The following is a 2,678-nucleotide window of genomic DNA, read 5'->3' as shown; positions in this document are numbered from 1 at the left end:
GTGAGGAAGCGGATCTTGGCGGCGTAGTCCTTGCCGCCGTTCGGCACGTAGACCGAGGCGAACACGACGTCGCCGACGGCGGCCTGCACGATGCGCGTCTCGTGGTCGAACTCGGGGTGGCTGAACGTGGGCGCCTCGGGGAAGCGTGCCCTGGCGAGGTGCAAGCCCACCCCGGAATAGCCGCCGGCGCCGTGCCAGTAGCACCAGTAGCCGCCGAGGTTGCAGAGCGCCTCGGGCACTTGCTCGGGCTTGGCCTTGATCTCCTGCAGGCAGACGACGTCCGGGGCCTCGCGCGCCACCCAGTCGAGCGCCTGCGCCTCGCGGGCGCGAATGCCGTTGACGTTCCAGGTCGCGATCTTCATGGCGTGCCCCTCAGCGTGCCGTCACTGCCGCGAGCGCCTTGGCGCTGATGCGCTGCCGGACGGTCCAGTATTCACGCCAGGGGTCGTGCTTCAAGCGGCGGAGGCGGGCCGTGACGTTCCGCACCGTGAAGTGATCCGAGCGGAGCTTCGGCGAGAGCTCGTCCCACGCGAGCGGGACCGCGACCGGCGCACCTGCGCGCGCGCGCGTCGAAAACGCCGCGATCGCGGTCGCACCGCGATGGTTGCGGTAGTAGTCGAGCAGGATCTTCTTCTCCCGGCCGCGCTTCGTCATCGTGGTCGTGTAGGCCTTCGGATCCTGCCGCACGATCGCCTCCGAAACGCCGCGCGCGAAGCCGAGACACGTTTCCCAGTCGCGCTCGGGCGTGAACGGCACGACGACATGGAGCCCCTTCCCGCCCGTCGTCTTCACGAAGCTCCGGAGACCCAGGGTCTCGAAGGCGACCCGGACGAGCTCGGCGGCGTCGAGCACGCGCGGCCACCCCACGTCGGGCCCCGGATCGAGGTCGATGATGACCCGATCCGGCCGCTCCAGATCGTCGGCGCGGGCGTTCCAGGTGTGGATCTCGAGGATGCTCATCTGCACGAGCGCCATGAGCCCCGCCAGGTCGTCGACGACGGCATACTCGCGCCTCTCGTCCTTCTCGCGGATCGGGATGCGGCGCAGCACGCCGGGATCGGCGGTGGTCGCGTGCTTCACGTAGAAGCAGCTGCCGAGCCCGGTTGGGCAGCGCAGCAGGCTGAGCGGCCGGCCGACGACGTGCGGCAGGACCCAGTCGGCGATGGCGCCGTAGAAGCGCGCCAGCTCGAGCTTGGTGAGCGGGAGATCGGGGTAGAGCACGCGCTCGGGATGCGTCAGGCGAACGCCCTCCACGACCACCGTCCCTTTGACGGGCGTCCCGACCGTGGCGCTCGCCACCAGCGCCGTGCTGCGCGTCCGGCGCGGCGGCCGCTTCGCCGTCACCTCGGCATCATCCGCCGCCGGCTCTTCGCGCATCACCTCGCGGGCCGCCTTGTCGGTGCGGAGCCCCTGGAACGAGGCCTGGCGGAGGCGGCCGTCGTCGGTCCACTCCGCAAACGCCACCTCGGCAACGAGCGCCGGCTCGACCCAGTGCGGGCGCCAGCGCCGGGCCTCGGGCGGAGCCTCGGCGAAGGGCGCAGTCGAGCGCTCGAGGCGGTCGAGCCGCGCCCGCAGATCCGCGGCGCCCTTCTGCGAGAAGCCCGTCCCGACCTTGCCTGCGAAGCGCAGCGCGCCGGCGCCGTCGTACACCCCGAGGAGGAGCGCGCCGATCCCGCCCCGCTGGCCCTCGGGATCGGTGAAGCCGCCGATCACGAGCTCCTGCCGGTGGAGGCACTTGCTCTTCGTCCATCCCCCCTTGCGTCCCGCCTCGTAGGGACGGTCGCGCCGCTTCGAGACGATCCCTTCGAGCCCGCGTTCGCAAGCGGCCGCGAGGAAGCGCCGCCCGCCGCCGACGACGTGGGCCGAGTAGCGGATCAGCGAGTCGGCGGGGAGCCTCCGCAGCAAGCGTTCGAGCCGGGCCTTGCGCTCGTCGAGCGGCAGGCGCGCCACGTCCTCGCCGTCGAGGTGGAGGAGGTCGAAGACGTAGTAGACCAGCGTCGCGTTCCCGCCCGAGAACCACCGCTGCAGTGCTTGGAAGCTCGTCCGGCCGTCGGCGAGCACGGCCGCGACCTCGCCGTCGAGGAGCGTGCACCCGGCCGGCAGGGCGGCGACCGCCGCGCGGACCTCCGGAAAGCTCGTCGTCCAGTCGTTGCCGGCACGCGTGAAGAGCGTGACCGCGCCGTCCGCGACCCGGGCGCCGATGCGGTAGCCGTCGAACTTGATCTCGTGGAGCCACCCGTCGCCTTCCGGTGCGGTCTTCACCAGGGTGGCGAGCTGGGGTTCGAACCGCGCCGGGAGCACGGCGTTGGAACGGCGAGGCGGCATCGTACCGGCGAGGCTAACGGCCGTCCACGCAAGATTCCATCGCGGGCACGATGAACATCCGTTCATTGCTTCTGAACGCCCCCCTCGCATGGCCACCGCCAGCGCCACCGGTGCACGGCACGGCATGGTCGAAAGGGGCTCTCTAACGATGCGCGTCACACTCGCACTCGCCGCGACCCTGCTCGCGATCCTCACCGTCCCGGCATCGGCCTCGGCCGCGAAATGTTCCGCCGCGAAGCTCGCCGCCACGGGGAAGCGCGTCCTCGCCGACCTCGGGTGTCACGCCACGGCCGTCGGCAAGGGGCGCGTACTCGACGCCAAGTGTACGACCAGGGCCAGCCGGGCATTCGACG

At 71.4% G+C, this 2,678-nt stretch carries 3 protein-coding genes; 1 reads left to right on the top strand and 2 read right to left on the bottom strand.

The annotated features are described in order from the left end of the window. Both IT293_18395 and ligD read right to left on the bottom strand, forming a co-directional pair. Positions 1–362, bottom strand: a 362-nt coding sequence (locus IT293_18395) for an endonuclease/exonuclease/phosphatase family protein (protein ID MCC6766632.1), incomplete at its 3' end; no start/stop codon positions are given. A gap of 10 nt (positions 363–372) precedes the next feature. After that, positions 373–2,325, bottom strand: a complete 1,953-nt coding sequence (gene ligD, locus IT293_18390) for a DNA ligase D (GenBank protein MCC6766631.1) — start codon at positions 2,323–2,325, stop codon at positions 373–375. A gap of 148 nt (positions 2,326–2,473) precedes the next feature. On the opposite strand from ligD, the gene IT293_18385 reads away from it, so the two are divergent. Next, positions 2,474–2,678 (top strand): hypothetical protein (locus IT293_18385; protein MCC6766630.1); only part of this gene is annotated, 205 nt, incomplete at its 3' end.

Source organism: Deltaproteobacteria bacterium, from assembly GCA_020848745.1.
GTDB lineage: Bacteria > Desulfobacterota > Binatia > UTPRO1 > UTPRO1 > UTPRO1.
The sequence above is the reverse complement of the archived record's forward strand: the minus strand, read 5'-3'. Positions and strand labels throughout refer to the sequence as shown.